This window comes from Bacillus horti, from assembly GCF_030813115.1.
Taxonomy (GTDB): Bacteria; Bacillota; Bacilli; order Caldalkalibacillales; family JCM-10596; genus Bacillus_CH; species Bacillus_CH horti.
In genome coordinates, this window is record NZ_JAUSTY010000001.1 from 428,175 (window position 1) to 449,316 (window position 21,142).

Consider the following 21,142-nt stretch of genomic DNA (forward strand, 5'->3'; position numbering starts at 1 on the left):
TACACAGCAAATCTATTCATACATTGAGGGATTGAAGAAGTTTTAGTAATCCATATCTCCCATAAAAAAGCTAGTACATCTCTTACCACTTAGATGATGTACTAGCTTGTGTTACCAATATTGTCATTAGTTACATTAAATCAGGATAGAGTTCCTTGTACAGCCCTACTAAAGATCAGTACCGATCAATTGAAATAGTATTTGGGCCACCTCTGCACGAGTGATTTCCCTCTTAGAATCTTTCTGATCGAGAGGAAGCTTTAGCTGGTCAGCACCACTGCTTCCTATGCTTAAATAGACTCTTTCTAGAATGGCATTTATTTCTTCATAGGACAGTGCTGAGTTAGGGTCAAACCGTTCATTTGTTCTTCCTTGTATCAAACCTGCCTCATAAGCGGCTGCAACAGATTCGGTATACCAGCTATGCTCTGAAACATCCGTAAAATTTAGAGCAGATGGGTTAGAAGAAGAAAGACCTAATACTCTTACTATAAGTGTAGTAAACTCTGCTCTTGTAAGTTTATGTTCAGGAGCAAAGGTATCCAGTGTAACTCCTTTAATGATCTGTCTAGCGGCAAGCTCTTGAATGGCAGCCGCGGCTTGATGCTCCACAGGTATATCAGCAAAATCCTTAGTGTATGACGCGACTATATACATGCTAAGATGCTTCACATCTCCCATTAAGACTTTATCCGAAGGTGAGTCGACATCTATCCCTTGCCCGAATACATACTTGAGCTCCCCACTGTCATTTAGCTGATAGATTCCAGTAATATTTCTAGTCTCCTGTTGATCTTTATCAGCCTGTAGCTTAAGCACGATAGCTTCCCCTAACTCCTGAGCGGCATGTATGCTCCCATCCTTTGTAAAAATAGCTAAATGGATATCAAACGCTGCCCCTGCTTTTTGAAGCTGTGCTCCTTCAAGCCCACTAGCGCTTTGTAAAAGTGAATGCAGAGTAGTAGATTCCACCTCACTGATTTCTAGCACAATCTCCGCTTCATTTAACTCATCCTCTGTCACTAGCTGCTGTAATTGTAGAAGCACTCCACTCGGAATTTCTAAGGTTATCCCTGCTCCCTCAACGATTAGAGTGTGATTATTGTCAAAAGCTTCTGCTTTAGCTGGTAGGATTACCTTGTCTACTCCATCGTTAACCTTTACTCTAATGTTCCCTTCCTGATCAACCTTAGGATTAGCTATATATTGCTCATTAGGCTGACGAGAGTCAGTAGGGTTCTGGCCTCCAGTTTCTTGCTCTAAATTTTCATCTACTGGATCTGGATTTGGTTCAGGATTTGGTTTTGGACCAGGCTCTGATTCAGCATTGGGCACTAAAATAACTGTGCCTCCTTGATCTCGATCAGGCAGCATGACAGTCAATTCACCTGCTCCATTCACTTCATACGTCTTATTATGAAAAACATCTACCACCTCTGTTCCTTTAGCAAGGTCTGTGTGAAAAGTAACATCCTTAGCTTCTGTGTCAGTATTTAATCCGACATATATAGAATTTCCTTCATAAGCTCTTTGGAATAAGCTATATCCCTCTTCACTTCCTCCTGCAACTTGCTTTCTAGATCCTCTAGAAAAAATCTCGGAGTAATCTCCACGGATATTGAGCAGCTTGGAATAATGCTCTAGCAAATCCGCTTTTTCCTCTACTTTGTCCCATGGCATTGGTCTACGATTTTCACCTAGAATATCCTGATCAAAGTTAGCGTTCCTGCCAGAATGACCAAGCTCTTCTCCGTAATAGATAACAGGCTGACCTTTAGCCGTTATTTGTAGCGCGGCAGCGACCTTAAGCTTGCCTTCATCACCATCTACATATTCACTTAAAAATCCATCCTCATCATGACTGCTTAGAAATTGACCTAATGTTGCTGTATTATCCATCTGTTCATTTCTGTACTGTAAATACTCCTCTACAGCATCAATATCTCCGTTCACAAACGCTTGTGCTTTATGTTTAAATGTGAAGTCTAGCAAACTATCCATTTGTCCACTACGTAAATAGCCATTTTGATTCGCTACATCATCTCCAAACGATTCTCCAATCAATTTAAATTCTGGCTGTACGGTCGTGAGTGCATTTTTAAACGCCTTCCAGGTGGTGGATTCCACATGCTTGACTGTGTCTACACGGAAATAGTCTATCGTGTCTCCCCGATCTGTTCTAGCACGCTCTAGCCAGTCTACCTGCCACTGTATGATCTGCTCACGGACGGCTGGATTTTCCGTTTCGAAGTCAGGTAGTCCTGCAAGCTCTCCCGTTATGTCTCCACTTCCTGGTTCAGTACGAATAATATCTCTAAATCTTTCTTGATCCTCAGCTGTTGGAAAGTTTGTTACCTCATTAACATTTTCATCTGTTACCTTCATACCATATCCGGCATGATTGAGCACAACGTCTACCATTAGCTTTATCCCTCGATCATGGGCTTGATCAATAAGCTCCTTCAATGTATCTAAGTCTCCTAAGTGCTCATCAATTTTCGTAAAATCCTTAGCCCAATATCCATGATAGGCATATTGATATTCCCAAGGCTGCCCTTCTCCAACATTAAAATCAATATTATCTACAATAGGTGTAATCCAAATTGTATTGATGCCTAATGCCTCTAAATAATCTAGCTTTTCAATAATCCCACGCAGGTCCCCACCATGATACGTTTCTAAATGAGTTGTATCATAGTTTTCACCGTTAGGGTTATCATTAGTTGGGTCGCCATTATAAAATCGATCCGTAAGCATAAAGTAAATCCTTGCTTCATCCCAATCAAAGTCCATCTCTGATTCGTACACCTTTGGCACAACGTTAAGCTGTGTTTTTGTTCGGTGAGAGTTCCCAAACTCATCGACAACAGTGATTGGAATCTCTTTTTGACCAGCACCTACTGAATTTTGAACAGCAATAGATTGGCTTAGCAGCTCCTTATCCAGCTCAACCTGAGCTTCACCACCTAACATCGTAAGGTCAGCATACACCTTAGAAATAGACGAACTGCCTTCACCGTCTACGTTTACAGTTAGTACGGCATTTTGATCATGATGAATCTCAGTAGGCAAGATGCTTGCTGAAACCTCTAGCTCAGGCTTACCATAGGTAACCTCTGAAACCCCATTTCTAGTATTATACGGATCGGTTACCTCTTCCGTTTGCCCGGCTCGTGTAACAATAAACGTGTAGGGATATGTTCCCTCTTCTACTTCATGCCATGTGTAATAGAATCTTTCTGCCCCTTCATCATAAGACATCTCAAAGCTCTCTTCGTTTACCTGTAGCATGACTTCATCTATCGTTCCCATTTGATCATGACGAAACAGCTCTGGATCACGATAATAGAAGGTAATACTACCATCATCAAGCACTGGCCCCTGCACAGAAGGTACCTGATTATATTGACTTTGTCCGCTTTGTACCAAGACTTTGACAAAATCATCATTTGGATCTACTTGAATAAATCGATCTTCGTCCGTATCCTTTTGCTCCCAATCATTTAAGCGCACGATAAAGCCAATTCTTGTTACACCAGGAGCAATTTCAATATTAGCAACCGCTTTTCCATTTCTAACTTCCTCAAAATCAATTCGATCCTCCTGTACGCCAGTTCCCCAAACCCATAAGTTCCATCCGTCATAATCTTGATTAGCTCGCTCGTACTGTAGCTGGATATAACGCTTGACGTAAGGCTTCACTTCTACTTGCCATATATCCTCAATATCTCCAGCTGAGGCATGAATATCAACTATACCTGCTGAAACTCCTGTTACCCTTCCAAATGCATTAACCTCAGCAATCTGAGAATTACCTGATGACCATGTAACCTGAGGGTTTTGGATGAGCTGACCATGCTGATCCTTCACTTCTGCTCGCAGTTGGTTAGTCTGCCCCTCATAAAGAACAGGGTCTCCCTTGATCTCAATTTCTGTAGGTACTAGTCTTTCTACAAGAAGATTAGCTTCAGCTACAAGCTCTCCTGAGGTCACACGAATTCTTGTTTGACCATTACTCAAAGCTGTAATTCTCCCATGATTAGAGATCGTAGCTACAGAGCTATCGCTCGAATGCCAAGTCATCTCCTGATCTGTCAGTGGATTTCCTCTCTGATCCCTCACCGTTGCTTTAGCAGCTCGTTGCTGACCCACCTCTAAAGCAACTGTTCCAAGCTCAAGATCAATAGTAGCTGGAGTAGATGTATACTCACTAGCCTGATCATACAGCACCATCATGGATAAAGCTGGAACCGATACCTCGTTACCAGTAATTGTCTCTATAGTTTCCACACCTGCACGGTGGTCGTTCACGACCACGTTCCAGTCAGATGAGATGGCTGGTAGAGAAGCCGTTGAAGCCGTATTATTACCATTGTAGATCACCACAATATTTTGCCACGTATCTTGATTAGCAAAATCCTTTAACGTAAACGCGACAATCTGTCCCTCCTGCTGATACACCTCAAGATTCTGTTCAATCTGTTCCTTTGTAGACATTCTGAACGCTGGATGCTTTTGACGCAATTCAATTAATCCTTGATAGTATTCATAAACCAGTGTAAATCTTGCTTTATTCTCCCACCGAATTTGGTTGACAGAGTCTGGACTTTTATAGCTATTATGGTCACCATATTTACTTCTTAGAAGCTCATCTCCCGCATGAATAAAAGGTATTCCTTGTGATGTCAGCACAATTCCATTGGCAAGCAACGATCGACGAATGGTCTCATTAGCAAATAAATCAGCCTCGTCCACATATTTATAAGGGTCTGCCGCTGCCACCGCTTCGTCCACATTTCCACCATCTAGTAGCTCACCATCCAAAATATTAAGGAAGCCTACATCATCCCTTAAGCCTTGAGTAGTAATGACCTTATCCCAAAGATTTAAGTTGTCATGAGCCGTCACATAGTTAATCGTTTCCGTCGGTCCGTCTGTAAAATCAGTAATCGCTCCACGCAGTCCTGTAACGATGCCTGACTCATGACCCGACTCACCCGTAGCGAAGCCTTTTCCAGCCCCATCACTATCTCCTTTAATAGCCCCACGCAGGTGATCATTAAACACGGCAAAGTTTAATCCTTTTTGAGAGCCTTTCAGTGTCTGTTCCGTTAAAGGCGAGCTCCCACCAGTCCACGGCTCTCCATAGATAATTAGATTTGGATCAACTTGCTCATGTAGCTCCTGAGTCAATTCCTTCATTGTAGTTGTATCAATCAATCCCATTAAATCAAAGCGAAACCCATCAATATTGTACTCTTCAGCCCAGTAGCGAACTGATTCCTTAATATATTTGCGTACCATAGGTCTTTCAGAAGCAATTTCATTTCCTACTCCTGAGCCATTGGTAATAATCCCGGCATCATTGGTTCTGTAATAGTAGCCTGGCACAATGTTATTAAATGGACCATCCTCCACATTAAACGTATGGTTATAAACCACATCCATAATGACCCCTATCCCATTCTCATGAAGAGCCTGAACCATTTCTTTAAACTCTATAATTCTATTAGTAGGATCAGTTGGATCGGTAGAATAGGAGCCTTCAGGTACGTTATAGTTCTGAGGATCATAACCCCAATTAAACTTATTCTCAGTAGAGTTAGGATCATTAACTGTTAGCTCATTAACCGTTTTAAAATCATAGACAGGAAGTAAATGAACATGAGTCACACCTAGCTCCTTCAAATGATCTATTCCTAAGCTATTGCCCTGATCGTCCTGTAGTCCAGATTCAGTAAAAGCCTTATACTTCCCCTTATGCTCAATTTCTGATGCCACATCAACAGAAAAATCTCTGACGTGGAGCTCATAAATCACAGCATCCGTTGCTTGTACAAGTGTTGGCTTGCGATCCAGCTCCCACTGCTCCGGATTCGTTTGCTTTAAATCCACAATAGCCGTTCTTGCTCCGTTCGCTGCTACTGCTCTAGCATAAGGGTCTACAGCATATTCATCGGTCCCGTCTGCAAATGCCACATTATACATATAATAACGATCGCTTAGATCCCCATGAACAGTAGTTGACCACACTCCCTGCTCATTTCGTTCCATGGCTACGGACTCTCCACCCGTATGATCTGTTACCTGCCCCTGTTCATTGAATTCTCCAGCGTCATCGTATAAGTGAAGAGAAACCTCTTCAGCCGTTGGAGCCCATATTTTGAAGGCGCTCTGACTAGCTGTATACGTAAGCCCCAGGTCATCTTCCGAATAGTAAAAGCTAGGATCATCCAATACGGTACGCATTGTTACATGAACCCCTGTGAAATACTCACTTTTTAGCTCATATCTTTTTCTTACGTCAAGCTGTTCTGTGCTTTCAATGCTAATACGGATTGCTTTATCCCCTGTTTTTTGTGCGTTAATAGGTATTTCCGCATTTGTGGCAATATCCACTAGTTTAAACTGAACTAGCTCATCCTCCGTAACTTCATGAGTGGTCACAGCGTTAATATATCTTAATGAATCCATATGAGCTGCTCTCACTCTCGGTGACGTGTCTGCCTCTTCTTTTGTATAGAAAACCTGATTGACATCCTGGATCAGCCAAACCTCTACCTCTTTCTCCCCTTCAGCAGCCGTTATTCTTCGTGGTGGCTCCTGTTCAGACCAGTTCCCTGGACGTGTGATGACTTGAATGGAGGGAGCAGGAAGCTTAAATTCAGCAACAGCAAATCCATCCTCCGTAGTATCTGCAAATTTTACAGCTTTTCCATCCTGACCATCTGCCCAAGTCCACATGTCCCATTGGCTTTGCTGACCATCGTAACGGAAATAGTTTACTTTATACGTAGTTAATAATGAAGGATCCCATTCCGTTGTAAAAGTAAATATAACATCCTCCGTCCAATCTCCTTCTATCTTCCCGGAAATCGTGCCTTCTGGAAGGACAATACTGTAGCTCTGAGCATACTTCAAAGGCTGTTCCAGCTCTAGAATCAATCGATTTTCATCAACCTGTACAGATTTTGTTACATCCGTGTAGTCGATTGGCTCACCAATTGAATCACTAAAACCGTAAACTCCTTCAACTACACTCGGAGACTTCTCTGAGTTTACTAGAGTAATAGTGTCATTAAATTCAATAACTACTTCTTCTAAGGAAGTAGAAATATCCATAGATTCGTGAGCTGGGGTCATACTTGTCATGCGTAGCTTGTTTTCCATGCCTTCGATTGTATAGGCGCTACTATACGTAGATTGTATATTTTGACGATCTCCAGATTCATTCCATGATGAAGCAATTTGATTATCTGCACGAGGCAATACGTCAAACGCTCCATGCTCATGTTCGTTATTTCCTCCTAATACAACGTGTGCCTTGATCTCATCACCGTTAGATAGACCAAGCTCTGCTAGAGGAATTTTTCCTTCAAAGCCATGAAGACGGTCTACAGCAAACTCAGCCCCTTTTAATTCCGTCCATGTAGATAACAGTGGGTTAGTCAAATCAGATGCATGATAAACAGCAGCACCGTTTACCTCGTTATCATTTTGAAGTCTATGCATAATATGAAGCTGTGGCTTGTTCTCCATTCCCGAATAGTTGTATTGATAATTCCATGGGTTGCTAGAAACAGTAGAATTCTCATCGTTGATTTGTAACGCAATATTTACATACTGCCCCTCTTCTCCCCAATTAGGTACATGTTTTGCTCCCACCCAGTAATATAAATACTGACTATCGTTTGATAAACGTAGATCACTTATACTAAAACTTTCCCACCCATCTTCTTCTGAATAAGCAAGCTGTTCAACCGTTTCCCAAGCGGAATCCTTAAACCCGTCAACCTGAATGACTCCATCTTCAAGAACCGCTAGCGTTATATTCGTCGGATAAAAAGGAAGTAAAGAGAATATCATGACAAAAAATAAACCTAGTGCCGTCCATTTCTTCATTTTGTTTCTCATTCATTCATCTCCTTTAGTTTATTTAATAGCAGTTAGCAATGATTAAATGTAAATTTTAATGCAATCGTTTGCACAAATAGAACTATGTAATTACGGTTGATTAGAGAAATTTATAGTTCCCCCATACTGACCTGTACTGAAGAGAGGAACTCACAGTTCATTTATAGTGTGCAAACGCTTTCAATAATATCTCTTTTATCATATCATTCCGTATGTTTTTAGACAATGAATTTTCTGAAAATATGAAAAAAGACCCATGAAGGATCTTTTTTCATAAGTATACCTATGCTTTTGCTTGTGCTTAAGCTCCGATATGCTCCAAAGCCAGTTCGATAGCATGATCAGAGTTACATGGAAGATCAGGAATGACTCCTACCCCTTCCCAACTTGTCCCAGTGGCTTTTATAATAGGACGACCTGTAGAAATGGATATTCTAAGCTTCTCATTTAGCGGAAAATACGTATTTCTATATGCTCCACCTGCTGATGTTTCTCCCACAATGATTGCTTTTTTGTTTGCCTGTAGGACATACGCAAAATACTCAGCTGCCGAAACTGTTTTTTCATTCACCAGAATATACAGCTTATGCTCCTTCTCTACTCTCCTTTTACCAACCACAAATGAATGGCTAAATGTTTGTGCTTCTGTGGCTCCCTCTTCCATAAAGTAGGTCGTCGAAAGATGTGTCGGCATTTCATCAAAAAAGTAGCTGATTAGATACTCTGAAAGTCCACCGTATCCCCCACCATTATTCCTAATATCGATGACTATTGCCTTAGTATTTTCGAGGAATTTCATAGCAGCATTACATGTATCGATTCCTCGATCTGGGTGCATAAAACCAGTTATTTTTAGATATCCAATGTTTCCATCTAGGATCTTTGCTTCGGTGAAACCATAGTTCTCTGTTATTTCTTCCTCTCTTTCTTGCTTGAGCCAATCATCTAAGCTTAGCTTTGACTCCCCCTTATCCTTGGCAATGGCTCTTACATAAAGATGCTTATCCCCACTTAACTCTAGTAGATCTGTAGTAAGAACGTTTGCTAAATCTTCATAGTTGTCTAGTGACTCATACTGTCCCTCATCGAGCTTTTTCTTAATGCCTTCAACAATCTCCTCTGTCTTTTCTGTAACCACATAATTGGCTTCCAAAAGCTCTATTACCTTCGTTACTATCCCTTTGCCATCTAATGGACTAACTATTTGTTTTTCAGTATCCCTCATGCCCTTGTCTCCTTTATACTAATGTATCTCCAGGATCAATAAATCAACTTCTGACTTAAATTGTCTTGGTTTTCAATAGCTTAATAGAAAATAGATTATCAACATTAAATATAGTTCGACCAATATCGAACTTTATGATATAGTTCGATTATAAACGAACTACATGGGGATTAGCAAGTGAAACTATACAGTTATTAATACCAAAAGAAACTTCTTTCTGAAAATGGGAGAAACGATCAGAGGAAGGAGGTCAAAGTTCGAATTTTTCAATGGGCTAAAAGCCCCTTCAAAGGAGATCATTAGATTTAAAGATGTTGCTCATAACCTTCCTTTTGAGGAGCCCGAAGTGTTTGCTGAAGCTTTAATAAACATCGCTGAAAAGTACAAATAAGGTGCCAAATTAGGGATTTTTTAAAATTCAAACAAGTATTACAAATTGGTTATCTTACTTGAACTATCTCCCTTAACACCATTAAAAAATACTTGTAAAAGCTCTTTATATACGTGACGCTTCTGTTCTCCTTCTGGATAACGCTCCAAATACTGTGTTGCCTGATTACTAAACATCTGCATATAAAACATTAGCGTTTCCCTCGAGAGTTCCCTATTAAAGTAGCCTTGTTCTTTTCCTTGATCAATAAATCCTTCTACAAAAGGAAGGATTTTTTCTTCGTACCGCTTCATTTGAATAGCTATTTCTGGATCACTAGATGTAAATATATCTAAGAACTCCACACTCATTGAGTCGAATGCTTTTGTTTTTTCCAGGATAAACCACTCTATTTTTTCAACGAAAGAACGATCACTTTCTACAACTGACTGAAACTCCTCAATCTGTGCTTCCATGTAATAGGAAAGGGCCAGAAGAACTAACTCGTCTTTACTTCCGAAATAATTATAGATCGTTACCTGGGATACTCCAGCTTTCTTAGCAACCTCACTGATCCTTACCTTACGTATGCCGTGCTCCATAAATAGCTGTATAGCAGCCCGACAAATGCCTTCTTTTTTACGTTCCGTTCTTCTTTCATATCCGTTCATAAAATCACCTCACCTTTATCATATTATACATTTTGAACTATTTCAAAACAAAAACTTCATAACTCCTTGCCCTCTCACTATTAATAGGATAAAATAAATTATGAAATGAAATATTTTTATTATTATATTTCATTATATAAATTTACGTGGACGGAAAAATCAACTGAGTTGAATCTTCAACTTTATAATTAATCCTTGTTAAGGAGTGTTATCATGTTATCTACTAAAGTAAAAAGTATCTGGGTAAACGTCAATGGCTTAAAACTCATTGTTATACCACAGGGGACTCAGGTCCACCAATCATCCTTATCCATGGAGGAGGAATGGACTCGGCTAAATTATCCTGGGACAGGATCATTGAAAACCTGTCCCATCAAGCTCAAGTTTATGCCTTAGATTTACCTGGTTATGGGCAGAGTGAATATCGTTCCGGAGTTCAATATTCCACGAACTTCTATGCCCACTTTATCAAAGCTTTTATGGATGAACTAAAGCTAGATAAAGCGATGGTCATGGGGCTTTCCTTAGGGGGAGGAGTTGTTTTAAGCTTTACCCTGCAGTTTCCTGAGAGAGCTACAGCTCTTGGCTTGGTGGGAGCAAACGGAATGGCGAAGAAGTGGGAGTGGCATTTTATTACCTATCATTTCTATGTGAGAACACCACTCAATCGTCTGTCCTTATATATGATGAGAAAGAAGTCCTTTATTCGTACCATTGTGAAAGCCGGTCTATTTTATAAACCTGAGAATATTACAGACGAGCTACTTGATGAAATCTATCAGGAGGCTTTAAATCCTCACTTTGGAAGAGCGTATGAGTCTTTTCAAAGAAGTGATTACATGGGGCGCCAAGGGTTACGCAGTTATTTCGGGGATCAAATGCCAAATATTGATGTGCCAACGTTAATCATTCACGGTTCTGATGATCGAACGATACCTGTTGATCATGCACGTAGAGCTCACAAGCTTATTCCTGATTCAGAGCTACATATTATGGATGAATGCAGACATTGGTCGCAGAAGGAATATCCGAATGAGTTTTCGCAAGTGGTTGGGAGCTTTATTTCTAGGAAGTTGAGTTAGATATCTTTGTTAAAAATGCAAAGCCAAAAGGTGTGCTTTACCTTTTGGCTTTTTTCTGTGTTGTTCTCACTTTATGTGCTCGGGGAGAGTGCATCGAAGCTATTTAAAATCCAATCAGAACTAGATCAATTTCAATCCATGCACTCAGGTAGAGTGCAACGAAGCTGAACAAGCTGTAGGACAAGTCCAAGTAAATTTCAATCCATGCACTCATGTAGAGTGCAACCGCTGTTTTTTGTATACATAAACCACGTTACAGAATTTCAATCCATGCACTCATGTAGAGTGCAACAGCGAGCAAAATGAGCCCTTATACACCATGGGTTAAGAAGGCCAAAAGTGCGAAACTATTTTTATATTACCATATTTTATAATATTTTTCATTATCCAATCCTGCAATCCCTTGTATAGCAACAGGTGCGAACCTCCTAGGGATTTTATGTGAGCTTGGGGTTCGCACTAAGAGTAAGATATCCGGATAAACAGCTTTTCTTCAATCTCCATAATTAACTCTGTGCACTCGTATAGAGTGCAACTTTTTAGATATAGATAAATTTAAAGTCCTGAATATTTCAATCCATGCACTCGTGTAGAGTGCAACCTATGGTTTTATAAGTAACGTCGTGCCAATCGTCATTTCAATCCATGCACTCGTGTAGAGTGCAACGAGCCGTAAAAGTCTTTTTGCGTGGAGCTGGTGTATTTCAATCCATGCACTCGTGTAGAGTGCAACACGGCAGAGTGAAGGCGACCTCATGAGCCAAGGATTTCAATCCATGCACTCGTGTAGAGTGCAACAGCGAGCAAAATAAACCTTTATACACCAGGCTTGAGATGCCCAAAAGTGCGAACCTATTTTCAGGTTACCATATATTAGTTGATTTTTCATTATAAAATTCTATAATCCCTTATATACCAACAGGTGCGAACCTCCTAGGGATTTTATGTAAGCTTGGGGTTCGCACCAGAAGCGTCGGTGAAGATTTTATATTCATAACTTCTATTCCTTTATGATAATCAATAATTTTAAGAGTATTGGCTAAGTTAAAACCGAGCTCATTAATCCTTTATCGTCTGTCCAAGATCCATAATCACTAGCTCTTGACCTGATATTTCCCTACGTTCCCATTCATTTTTCAACCTCATTAGAGCCTCTTCCGCCGTATCATCTGCTAGTCTAAATGCGCCATAGTGCATAGGGATAAACTTCTTCGCACCTAAATCCAAGTAGGTTTGCACCGCTTCCTCAGGTGTCATATGAGATACCTTCATAAACCACTCTGGATCATAGGCTCCAATAGGAATTAGAGCCGTATCAATAGAATAGGCTTCACCTATCTTTTTAAACCCATGAAAGTAGCCACTATCTCCAGCAAAGTAGATAGCTCCTTCACTAGCGCCACCTTCTCTGATCGTCCATCCTCCCCAGTGGGAAGTATTTGTATCCCAAGGCGTTCTCCTTGTCCAATGCTGGGCAGGAACCATATCGAATGTGACTCCATTCTCTTCCACCGAGCTCCACCAAGGGACTTCCTTCACCTTTTTAAAACCTTTCTTTCCAAGCATGCTAGCAAGTCCTTCTGGTACAAGCAACAATGGGTCTCCCGGAAGTGCTCGTAATGAAGGAATATGTAAGTGATCGTAATGCCCATGTGAAATTAAAACAATATCAATAGGTGGCAGCTCGTTCATTGTCAGTCCTGGCCCAGACAATCGTTTGGAAAAGCCCATTCGTTTTGCCCAAACAGGATCAGTGACGATATTTAATCCTTTAAACTGGATGAGAAACGTAGAATGACCTATCCATGTAATAGAAGTCTTTGAACGATTCTCTCTTAAAAAGTCTACCTCTTTCACATCAGATTGTGGCACAACGTAGCTCATATCCACTACTTTGCTTTTTCGCACTTTTGCCAATTGCGCATATCTTTAAAGGTTTTATGAGTAGACACGTTGTCTATATTGGAGTAGCGTTTTTGAGAACTCATCAGGTTAAATTACCTCTTTCATTTGACGAAATTATAATCTATAAATCTATTTGTTGGTCACTTGCATTCTGAAAACGATTTATACGCTCTTCCTCAGATTCTATAGCCGATTCTATGTAACGACTAAGCCCTGCCACATCATACTCAGCTAAGAATGAAATGTATCTTGCACGTTCCTTGCTCTGGATAACTATAGGTGGGAAATCATGCTGTAGCAATGAGTAAGTAATAAGCAGCCTACCTGTCCTACCATTCCCATCTGAAAAAGGGTGTATCCTCTCAAATTCTATATGTGTTTCGCTTATCGCTTGTATTTTTTCTTTATCATCCTTTGCCGAATCTAAACGGTAAATTAAATTATCTACCCATTGTTGCATTAAAAAAGGTGTATCTTTGGCACTTGCCGTTACAAAGTCTGCCCCTAGGATGGCATTATCTGATGATTTAAATAATCCTTTATCATACTGGAGTTTATCTGTTAAATGGGAGTGAATTTCTTTTACCGTATAAAGGGATAGTGGGACTCCGTTAGACACTTCATTTAGAACAAAATCAAACGCTTGTCTATGATTGGAAACCTCGTAAACCTCTCTTAAATCATAGTCTCGATTACCTGTAATTGTATTATGTAGGATGATGGATACTGTTTCTGGAAGTGAGATAGTGTTTCCTTCAATAGCTGATGAATGGTGTGCAAGCCTGACAAGTATATCGTCTAAATATTCATTTGGGAATTTACGCATGATTTCCATTCCTTTCTACGTACTCGTAAAGAATGCGACTACTGAATACAAAGAGTGCTATGATTTGTTTTTTTGTATTTCAATCCACGCACTCATGTAAAGTGCTACTGCAAGCAAAACAAACTCTTACGCGCTAGACTTAGCAAACCCAACAATGCGAACCTATTTTCAGTCTACCATATATTAGTTGATTTTATCACTCATTTTACTCTAATCCCATGTATACCAACAGGTGAGAACCTCCTTAGAAAATTCATGTGAGCTTGGGGTTCAGACTAGAGTTTTTATAGTAAGCTTGTATTTCCATGAATTTGAGAATCTAATATTTTTTAAATTTCCTTATTTTCGTGAATTTAAGTTGACTCAAAGTTCTAGCTAGATTAGAATTTGAAATAATGGAATATAGTTCAAGTGAGGAGGTTATGAATGTGTTAAGGGAGAAGATTATGCGAACTCTTGATAACCATAACACCCTAGATCAACGTAAGCTTTCCCATATAGCCAATGTAACAGAGTCAACTATCTCAAGATATCTGCATGGTCATGAAGAAATGAGATTTGAATCTGTATTGAGAATCATAAAGTACTTGTACCCCAAAGAAGAGCTATCTATCATGTCTGAATATGTCATGACTCAAAGATCTAGAAATGCACGACTTAGCCTAGAATATTGTGCGATTCACAAGCTTTGGAGAGAGTTTGATTTCTTAATTGATCTTCTAAGTTCTTCTTCTACAAACCCGACAGATCGTGAATGGGCTGAAATTTATAGTTTGCTTCGTTTAAGAATATTAGATGACTCATATACCCAAGAGGAACTTTTACTAAAAGTAGAAGAATTCAAGCCCAAAGATGTTGAACTCAAAGTCTTAAAAGCAATCTTGAAAGCCCTCATTTATTACGATATGAAGGAAGTTAACTCTATCCTGCTACATAACAAAAATACCTTTAGTCTTATTGAGGATATTAAAAGTGATTTTCTTCGTTCTTCATTCTCTGTCCGATTGGGAATTATCTTAAGTGTTGTTCACTTGTATTCTAATAAACTTGAACAGTCCAGACAGGCTAGTTATTCTATCCTCGGGCAGGATTATATACATCATATGAAGATACCTGCATTAAATCAATTAGGAGAATCGTACCTATTTACAGACTATCAGCAGTCTTTAAATTACTTTAGCCGTGCTTTAAATGCAGCAATTAGCCTAGATCATTCCCAATATATACGTACGATAAAATTGAATATATCTTTCCTGCACTCATATTATTGTATAGAGTCAGATTTTGAGATACAAATAGATGATCAAACCTCCCTAATGAATTATATTTTTTATCTGATTCAAAAGGGTGATCATTCCCTTGCACAAGAGCAGCTTGACCAAATAAATATAGATGTATTGACAGAATGGAACAAAGGCTTTTATTTTTATTACAGGGGTCTCCTAAGCGACAACATAAAGCTGTTCTACCAGTCAGCAGAAGCCTTTGATACCATAGAGCATTATTTCTATTTACAGCTACCTTTGATTGAATTACAGAGGCTTGGTGAGAATGAAGAGGCTCTTAAAATAATATCTAAGAAAAGAGGGAGCACGTATGAAGAAAATTTTAACTATCGTATTCACAAGTAGTTTATTTACCCTTCTAGTCTTTTCTAACTTCTCCACTGAAACTCTTACTACTTCTACTAGTCCTGGCGGTTCAATAATTGAAAAGCAAAATGTTGAAGTCAAAATCTAATATTCGAAAAGGGAGTCGCTTATCATAGCGCTCCCTTTTTTAATGAATTCAAAAGTAAGTATCCTCCTATTCAAACTGAATTCAATCTACACACTCGTAAAGAGCGTGACAATGCTCTTTTCATTTATACAGCTCCTTCCTTTTTTATGTTTCAATCCACACACTCCGTGAAGAGTGCGACAGCGGGCATAATAAGCTCATATATATCAAGGCTTAAAAAGGCCAAAAGTGCGAACCTATTTTCAGATTACCATATATTAGTTGGTTTTTCATATTAATTTTCTACACTCCCTTATGTATCAACAGGTGCGAACCTCCTAGGGATTTTATGTGAGCTTAGGGTTCGCACTTCATTAACTTCATTAACGCTTCCTTCTATATTTCAATACTTTTACCCATTTCCCTTTTTAACACTTACCTACTTTTCCCTCTTCCCTTAACCTCCCAAATAGTAAATTCCTCTTGATTAAGCGAAAGAACAACAAGCTCATCTGCCAAGTTAACTACAGGACAGGCATGATTAGGGATAACCTCAATTATATCTCCTATCCTAAGATCCCCGTTAGGGCTTCCTTCCAAAACTCCGTGCTCCTCTGACAACCTAGTTATAGTCAAGTCAGGCTGCCCAACAACATATCCATATCCAGAAACTCCAGATTGACCGTGTGCCCCTTGATCTAATGTAAGAGTTTTCGAACCAGCATCAATAATCCAGCGATTAGGTGCAGGCTGAGAAACTACCCTACTGGCAACACGAAGAGCACATTGCTCAAATGTAGCAACGCCTAACCCTACCTGAGTCCGATCATAGAATACGTAGTTCCCTGGTCTTAGCTCTGTGACGCCGGGTACTGCTCCAGAAATTCGAGCTGTTGGTGTAGAGCCAACACTAACTTCAAGCTGAGGAAGGGCAAAGGAGGAGCTTACTTCATCAATCAGTTCTAGTAAAGCTCCGGCTTCATAATGTCCAATCCTATTAAGCTCTTCCGTAGAGCTTGCCCCATAAGCATGACCGGCATGTGTCATCACTCCAATGAAGCTAAGATTTTTACAGTTCAGTAGATTTCGGATAAAGGCCCGAACCTCTGAGCTATCTGGATTTAGTCCACATCGATTTAAGCCTGTATTAATTTTGACTGTCACAGAGAATGACGTTTGATGTTGTTTAGCAAAGGCATTTAATGCTATTACTTGATCCATATGATCAACCATAAGAATAAGTTCAGCTTGCTTTTGAAGGGCAAGAGCCCGCTGTAAGTTCTGCTCTCCAACAACAGGGTAAGCAACAAGAATGGATAATTTTCTTCCGTTAAAAAGAGATGAAGCTACAATCTCCTCTGCCTCACCAAGCTTTGCAACTGTGACCCCTATTGCCCCCTGCTCAAGTTGAAGCTGAAGAATCTCCATTGTTTTATGTGTCTTAAAATGTGGTCGCAGCTTAACAACATGCTCTTTAGAAAATGAAGCCATATCTTTAATGTTCTGCTTGAGCTGATCTTGATTAACTAGCACTTGTGGGGTCAAAATCTTTCCTGCATCATTTGAGGTTAACCAGTTGTTTAGATATGGGTGCATGAGTAGAACCTCCTTAAGCTTGAGTTATTTAAAATAGAGCTGTTCATTCCATTTGCAAGTATATTTTTACCATGTTATTATTAAACTAGAATAAGGACGGTGTCGCGACCGTCCCTAGCACAACACTTGGGTGGAAATACCTCCAAGAAAACAGAGATAACCTGCTCCTTGCGACTAGCTTAGGCAGGTTATTTTCTTTTCTCGATATATGTTAGCAACGCTAGAACGAAGGTTCAAAATGCAAACATAACAATGATCAATTGAAAAGATTCCATAAGCATCACCCCCATTCTGAAGGTTAGCTTATACCCACCCAAGCTCAGTTGTACAAGGAATATTATACCATATAACCTAACGGTCATTTTACTTTTTCCAAGTAAAAGAGTAGCACAGCTATTAAAAATTTATTATACTTAGAATAATCAAACTACTAAAAAACGTAAAGTCACTTTGCTTTATACCAATTTTTTTATATCTCATCAATTAAACATGCACCCTTATCTGTTTCTTTACTAAAGACCATTACTTGCAAGCCCGACATTCAGTCTATAAGCATCTTTTTAAAAGCTAAATTGTCTAGGATGAGCATATAGTAATCGTGTGAATAAAAGGTATACAGGAGGGGATTTTTTATGCAGTATAATGCAACAACAGTAGGGCTCGCCAGCGTACTAACACCCTGTCAATGTGTCATTCAGTATCCTCGCAACATTCAAATAGAATGGTTCTCTCAAAATTACTGTGTTTTTATGCTAGAAAGCTCTAAATCCGGACTCACATACCTAGCAGCAACTCATCCAGAGCTTGAAAAAGTGCAGTTCATTCATTTTTCCTATAACAATGGAGATATTCGTAACGTGTACAAAGCTTTAGATTGGAATGAAACCGCTTTATTTTCCGCTGAGGATAGGGATACCTTTTACTATAAGACGGCTCCTTCACTATTAGATCTAAACTACTTCCTTGAGAGATATAAGGTTTCTTAAAAAAATGACTACAGTAATGGTTCTAGCTAAAACGTGGCCCAGCCGATGCCCTGCTACGGAAGCTTGTCTACCGCAATAAACGTAAGAGCACTAAGAATAGACCTTCTGATATTACTTTGGATAGTTAAGTTCCCTTGTTTATTATCGCTTACTCTAACTAAATAGATGTCTAAGAGCTCTTCCCTTGCGGAAGAGCTCTTTTGTTTTAACAGAAAAACAATCACTTAAACTACTAAGATAGGTGGGTGGTCATAATGAATTTTTTATTCTATCTCGCAACTAAAAATATTAAATCATTTACACTTCTAATGAGTGGTACTTTTTTAATGTTAGCCTCTTTTAGAGTATTCTACAAACAAAATTTTAGTCGTTGTGACTCATCAGATTGGTACCCTAAAAATTTCGTTTCTGTTTTCCATCTTTAGGACGGAAGGATATATAAGGTCAACAAAGTAGTTTCTATAGTTCCAACTAAAGGAATTATAGACTTTTTATCGTATATATAAGTGTAATATATTGATTTTAAGTCTAGTCGATAGTAACTAGGTGCAAAACTATCTTTGTGGATTTCAGCAGGATGGAAACTGAATACTAGTGCAGCCTATCCCTTAGAATCAGTAGACCTTATATTCATTACTTTGAGAAGGGAAGAAATGACATGAAAAAATACCTTTCTATTTTAATTTGTGCTGTTCTTATTATCTCTACTTCCTCAGTCACTTTTGCTCATCCTGGTAGAACTGATGCCAACGGTGGTCATACGTGCAGAACAAATTGTGAAAAATGGGGTCTCGAGTACGGAGAATATCATTATCACAGCGGGGGAGGCTCAGGGACTAGATCAAACTCAACCTCATCCTCTTCTTCTAGTAGCTCAGCAGGTTCATCCACTACTGCTACAACGAAGTCAAATCCTGCTCCTGTTCCTGCAGGGCCAAGGTATGAACTAGCCCATGTTACAGTGAAGCTTGACGGCAAAAATCTATCTTTTACACAGGACCCTGTTACGGTCGATGGGAATACACTTGTACCGATGAGAGAGATTTTCGAAGCACTTGGCGCAAAAATAAAATGGGACAGTGCCTCTGAAACAGTAACTGGAACAAAGGGAGATATAACCGTTAAACTGACTATTGGTCAATCCTATGCCACAAAAAATGGGCAGAGATTGTCCCTTTCACATCCAGCCGTTATTGTGAGCGATAAAACGATGGTACCCTTAAGATTTGTTAGTGAAGCCTTAGGAGCAAAAGTAAAGTGGGATGAAAAAACTAGAACGGTTCATATTACGAACGAATAGCCTTTTCAATTATTAATGATTCACCTTGTCAGCAAACTATATTTACATACACCTACTGCCTTCAACTATTCGTAAGAGTATTAAGGAAGCGGTAGGTTTTTTCTTATTTTAAAAAATGATCTCTAGTCTACGTATCTAATCACTCTAGTTATTTGTCTTATCATATATAACAGAAAAAGGAGGATCCTGTATGACACATCGTAAAGAAACAACTTTACAAGATTTAGAGACGGAAGCCTGGAAACTTAAAAATACGTTCCTAGAAACCATTGCCCCTTATCGTTCAGATTTATGGAAGTATTGTCGCAGTCTAACAAGGTCACCTTGGGACGCCGAGGATTTGGTGCAGGAAACATTACTTAAAGCCTTTGCTTCACTAGGACAAATTTGGCAGCCTATTCATCATAAAAGCTACCTTTTTCGCATTGCTACTAATACGTGGATTAATCAATGGCGCCGAAAAAAGCTCATCAAGTATACGGAATATGAGGAGCATTATGAAGAGGTAAGGTCTGCTGAACCATTCGCAGAATATGATGTATACGAATCTATTGAACTATTGGTTACAAAGTTACCTCCTAAGCAAGCCGCTACGATTTTACTTGTAGATGTATTCAGCTTTACAGCAAAAGAAACAGCTGAAATGCTAGCCACAACAGAAGGGGCTGTTAAAGCTTTGCTACACCGAGCTCGAAACAACTTGAGATTAGCCCATAGCAAAGAGATGGAAGGAGACTCAAAGCAAGCTGTGAACAAAAAAGTAAAGACGTATCCTATGCCCGACAAAAACGTGATTGATGCACTCATTGACACTTTCCATAAACGAGATCCAGATGCGATGGCCAAGTTATTTTCTGAGGATGCTCATAACGATATTGTCCATGTAGGGCAGGAGTATGGACGAGAAATTATCCGAAATAACTCAATTAAAGATACGTTTTTACTTTGGCAAGGGGATTTACGCGCAGAATTGTATACTCTGTGGGGGCGGCCAGTAGTAGTTGTTTCTATGCTAGAAGGAGCAAGCTGGTTCCTTAAGAGCATTCTGTATCTTGAAACAGAAGAGAATCAGATTGTGACGAAAAAGGAGTACTACTTCTGCGAAGATTTACTACAGGAGGCAGGTCAAATATTGGGACTATCTGTTCATCCAAGAAATTAAGTGATGTGCTTAACCTTTATCTAGCAACTGATGTCCCAGAAGAGCAGCAGTGACTATGAAAGTTCCTATCCATACAAAACCCCCCACTTGTTAGTTGTGACTAACAAGTGGGGTGCAGTTCATGAATAGACAGGCGTCTTTTTCACACAATCACACAAACCTAACTCTAACGGTCAAATTTGCACCTTAGAAGTGGTTTTTTGACTTTCTTAACTTCTAACGGCCAAAATTGCATCTTAGCCGTGATCTTTGAACGAAAATCGATGGATGATTCATTCTAAGTATCGATTATGCAGTTAGAATAAAAAGTGGACACTCATAAAAGACACGTAGATAATAAAAGAAAGAAGACGGAGAGGGTGTCACAAATGAGTGGGGCAAGACAA

The 21,142-nt window shown here is 39.5% G+C and carries 10 protein-coding genes, 1 pseudogene and 1 CRISPR repeat array; of the genes and pseudogenes, 5 read left to right on the plus strand and 6 right to left on the minus strand.

From position 1 onward, the window contains the following. Nucleotides 1–168 precede the first annotated feature (168 nt). The 3 genes from pulA to J2S11_RS01980 form a co-directional block, all read right to left on the minus strand. Nucleotides 169–7,914, minus strand: coding sequence for a type I pullulanase (pulA, locus tag J2S11_RS01970; RefSeq protein ID WP_307390167.1), 7,746 nt, complete (start codon nt 7,912–7,914; stop codon nt 169–171). Nucleotides 7,915–8,215: 301 nt separating this feature from the next. After that, nucleotides 8,216–9,139, minus strand: coding sequence for a S41 family peptidase (locus tag J2S11_RS01975; RefSeq protein WP_307390170.1), 924 nt, complete (start codon nt 9,137–9,139; stop codon nt 8,216–8,218). Nucleotides 9,140–9,568: 429 nt separating this feature from the next. Beyond that, nucleotides 9,569–10,180 carry a TetR/AcrR family transcriptional regulator gene (locus tag J2S11_RS01980; protein ID WP_307390172.1) on the minus strand — a complete coding sequence of 204 codons (612 nt, stop codon included), beginning with the start codon at nt 10,178–10,180 and terminating at the stop codon, nt 9,569–9,571. 302 nt (nt 10,181–10,482) lie between these two features. Here J2S11_RS01980 and J2S11_RS01985 point away from each other — a divergent pair, with 302 nt between their 5' ends. Further along, nucleotides 10,483–11,262, plus strand: coding sequence for an alpha/beta fold hydrolase (locus J2S11_RS01985; protein ID WP_307390220.1), 780 nt, complete (start codon nt 10,483–10,485; stop codon nt 11,260–11,262). Between the two features lie 504 nt (nt 11,263–11,766). Next, nucleotides 11,767–12,060: a CRISPR direct-repeat array (repeat unit 32 nt; unit sequence ATTTCAATCCATGCACTCGTGTAGAGTGCAAC). Between the two features lie 261 nt (nt 12,061–12,321). On the opposite strand, the pseudogene J2S11_RS01990 reads toward J2S11_RS01985, so the two are convergent. Both J2S11_RS01990 and J2S11_RS01995 read right to left on the minus strand, forming a co-directional pair. Continuing rightward, nucleotides 12,322–13,250, minus strand: a pseudogene (locus tag J2S11_RS01990) (MBL fold metallo-hydrolase). 38 nt (nt 13,251–13,288) lie between these two features. Next, nucleotides 13,289–13,993 carry a Fic family protein gene (locus tag J2S11_RS01995; protein WP_307390176.1) on the minus strand — a complete coding sequence of 235 codons (705 nt, stop codon included), beginning with the start codon at nt 13,991–13,993 and terminating at the stop codon, nt 13,289–13,291. A 428-nt stretch (nt 13,994–14,421) separates the two neighbouring features. On the opposite strand from J2S11_RS01995, the gene J2S11_RS02000 reads away from it, so the two are divergent. After that, nucleotides 14,422–15,624, plus strand: coding sequence for an AimR family lysis-lysogeny pheromone receptor (locus J2S11_RS02000; protein WP_307390179.1), 1,203 nt, complete (start codon nt 14,422–14,424; stop codon nt 15,622–15,624). 523 nt (nt 15,625–16,147) lie between these two features. Here J2S11_RS02000 and J2S11_RS02005 read toward each other — a convergent pair. Beyond that, nucleotides 16,148–17,308, minus strand: a complete 1,161-nt coding sequence (locus J2S11_RS02005) for an alanine racemase (protein WP_307390182.1) — start codon at nt 17,306–17,308, stop codon at nt 16,148–16,150. A 632-nt stretch (nt 17,309–17,940) separates the two neighbouring features. Here J2S11_RS02005 and J2S11_RS02010 point away from each other — a divergent pair. The 3 genes from J2S11_RS02010 (at nt 17,941) to J2S11_RS02020 (ending at nt 20,756) form a co-directional block, all read left to right on the plus strand. Next, nucleotides 17,941–18,294, plus strand: a complete 354-nt coding sequence (locus tag J2S11_RS02010) for a hypothetical protein (protein WP_307390183.1) — start codon at nt 17,941–17,943, stop codon at nt 18,292–18,294. Between the two features lie 658 nt (nt 18,295–18,952). After that, a complete protein-coding gene (locus J2S11_RS02015) occupies nt 18,953–19,594 on the plus strand; it encodes a copper amine oxidase N-terminal domain-containing protein (protein WP_307390186.1) in 642 nt (213 codons plus the stop codon). A gap of 190 nt (nt 19,595–19,784) precedes the next feature. Then, nucleotides 19,785–20,756 (plus strand): RNA polymerase sigma factor, encoded by a 972-nt coding sequence (locus J2S11_RS02020; protein ID WP_307390189.1) that lies wholly within the window; start codon nt 19,785–19,787, stop codon nt 20,754–20,756. Nucleotides 20,757–21,142 lie beyond the last annotated feature (386 nt).

What these genes read in the sequence shown, in the direction of transcription:
- pulA (WP_307390167.1), bottom strand. Translation starts at nt 7,914, where the DNA reads ATGAGAAACAAAATGAAGAAATGGACGGCACTAGGTTTATTTTTTGTC.
- J2S11_RS01975 (WP_307390170.1), bottom strand. Translation starts at nt 9,139, where the DNA reads ATGAGGGATACTGAAAAACAAATAGTTAGTCCATTAGATGGCAAAGGG.
- J2S11_RS01980 (WP_307390172.1), bottom strand. Translation starts at nt 10,180, where the DNA reads ATGAACGGATATGAAAGAAGAACGGAACGTAAAAAAGAAGGCATTTGT.
- J2S11_RS01995 (WP_307390176.1), bottom strand. Translation starts at nt 13,993, where the DNA reads ATGCGTAAATTCCCAAATGAATATTTAGACGATATACTTGTCAGGCTT.
- J2S11_RS02005 (WP_307390182.1), bottom strand. Translation starts at nt 17,308, where the DNA reads ATGCACCCATATCTAAACAACTGGTTAACCTCAAATGATGCAGGAAAG.
- J2S11_RS02010 (WP_307390183.1), top strand. Translation starts at nt 17,941, where the DNA reads ATGCAGTATAATGCAACAACAGTAGGGCTCGCCAGCGTACTAACACCC.
- J2S11_RS02015 (WP_307390186.1), top strand. Translation starts at nt 18,953, where the DNA reads ATGAAAAAATACCTTTCTATTTTAATTTGTGCTGTTCTTATTATCTCT.
- J2S11_RS02020 (WP_307390189.1), top strand. Translation starts at nt 19,785, where the DNA reads ATGACACATCGTAAAGAAACAACTTTACAAGATTTAGAGACGGAAGCC.